This is a genomic window from Methylobacterium sp. WL103, assembly GCF_008039885.1.
Lineage (GTDB): Bacteria > Pseudomonadota > Alphaproteobacteria > Rhizobiales > Beijerinckiaceae > Methylobacterium > Methylobacterium cerastii.
The window spans coordinates 1-2,154 of the sequence record NZ_VRUX01000669.1 but is presented as its reverse complement, the minus strand read 5'-3'; the positions used below and the strand labels follow the sequence as shown (position 1 = coordinate 2,154).

At 71.5% G+C, this 2,154-nt stretch carries 2 protein-coding genes; both read left to right on the top strand.

The features are described from left to right. Positions 1-1,555: ABC-F family ATP-binding cassette domain-containing protein (locus FV222_RS23975; RefSeq protein ID WP_147815821.1), on the top strand; the 1,555-nt coding region annotated here is incomplete at its 5' end. Between the two features lie 157 nt (positions 1,556-1,712). After that, positions 1,713-2,154 (top strand): glycosyltransferase (locus FV222_RS23970; RefSeq protein ID WP_147815820.1); only part of this gene is annotated, 442 nt, incomplete at its 3' end.

The window sequence follows — 2,154 nt, the reverse complement described above, 5'->3', positions numbered from 1 at the left end:
GCGCCGCGCCGAGATCGAGACGCGGCTCGTGGACATCGGCGCGCATTCGGCGCCGGCCCGCGCGGCGGCGATCCTGCACGGCCTCGGATTCGACGCGGCCGCGCAGGGGCGCCCGTGCTCGGACTTCTCCGGCGGCTGGCGGATGCGCGTGGCTTTGGCCGCGGTGCTGTTCTCCGAGCCAGACCTGCTGCTGCTCGACGAGCCGACCAACTACCTCGACATCGAGGGCACGATCTGGCTCTACGACTACCTCGAACGCTATCCGCGCACCGCGATCATCATCTCCCACGACCGCGACCTGCTCGATGAGAGCGTCGACCACATCCTCCATCTCGACCGCGGCAAGCTGACGATCTACCGCGGCGGCTACACCTCCTTCGCCAAGCAGCTTTCCGAGAAGCGCATGCTGCAGGCCAAGGCCAAGGTGAAGCAGGATGCCGAGCGGGCGCACCTGCAGAGCTTCATCGACCGGTTCAAGGCCAAGGCGACCAAGGCGCGCCAGGCCCAGTCGCGCGTGAAGAAGCTTGCCAAGATGGTGCCGATCGCCGGGCTGATCGAGGACGACGTGCCGGTCATCCACCTGCCGAGCCCGGAAAAGCCGCTCTCGCCGCCGATCGTCGCGATGGAGCGGGTCGCCGCCGGCTACCCCGACCGCATCGTGCTCTCCGGACTGAACCTCAGCCTCGCCCCGGACGACCGCGTCGCGCTGCTCGGGGCCAACGGCAACGGCAAGTCAACCTTCTGCAAGCTGATCGGCGGCCGCCTCGACGCCCTGTCGGGCGAGCTTCGCCGCTCCTCGAAGATGAAGGTCGCGTACTTCGCGCAGCACCAGCTCGACGAGCTGCGCCCGGCCGAGAACGCGGTGGCGCACCTGCGCACGCTGATGCCGGACGCGCCCGAGGCGCGGGTGCGCGCCGCCACCGCCCGGCTCGGGTTTCCCGCCAACAAGGCGGACACGCCGGTGTCGCAGCTCTCGGGCGGCGAGAAGGCCCGCCTGCTGATGGGGCTCGCGGCCTTCGAGGGGCCGCACCTGCTGATCCTCGACGAGCCGACCAACCACCTCGACATCGAGAGCCGGCAGGCGCTGGTCGAGGCGATCAACGACTACGAGGGCGCCGTCATCCTGGTCAGCCACGACCGCTTCCTGGTCGAGGCCTGCGCCGACCGCCTCTGGCTCGTCGCCGACGGCTCGGTGAAGGCCTTCGACGGCGACATGGACGACTATCGCCGCCTGGTGCTCGCCGGCCCCGAGCGCGACACGCCCCGCGAGGAGGACGCGTCCGGCGGCAAGCAGGCCGAGGCCCGCCGCTCGGCGGTCGAGCGCCGCGCCGCCCTCGCGCCGTTGCGCAAGCGCCTCGAAGGCCTCGAGGCGCGCATGGAGAAGCTCACCGCCGCCATCGCCAAGATCGACGCGGCGTTGGGCGACGGCACCGCCTTCCTCCAGAACGCCGCCAAGGCCGGCGAGATCGCGAAGATGCGGGCGGATGCCGTGGCCGCGCTCGGGGTCGCCGAGGAGGAGTGGCTGACGGTCAGCGGGGAGATCGAGGCGGCGTGAGACGCCACCGCGCTAGAATTCGGCTCGGCCCGCGATCGATCCCGCTCCCGCCGAGGCGCTTTCAGCCTGCGTACAGGCGCGGGCGGCGATGGAACCGCGACGCTCCGCGACACGAACCATCGCCATCCGGGAGCGCGTCGGCGATCGAGGATTGATGATGGCCGACACGGTCCAGCGCGATGCCACCCGGCCGACGACGATCGCAGCCCGGTCACCCGATACCATCGTCGCCATTCCCGTGCGCAACGAGGCCGAGCGCATCGGCTTCTGCCTCGACGCGCTCGACGCTCAGGAAGGCCTCGCACCGGGCCGCCTCGGCTTGGTGCTGTTCCTCAACAACTGCACCGACGACACCGCCCGGATCGTGGCCGCGCGCGTGCCGGCCCTAACCATGCCGGTCCGGGTGATCGAGGCGGAGTTCGCCGGCGCCCATGCCGGCTGGGCCCGGAGCAAGGCGATGGACGCGGCCGCCGAGTGGCTGGCCGAGGCCGGCACCATCCTCTCCACCGACGCCGACAGCCGCGTGCCGCCGGACTGGGTCTTCGCGAACCTCGGCGCGCTGGCGGTCGGCGCCGACGCGGTCGCGGGCCGCGTCGAGC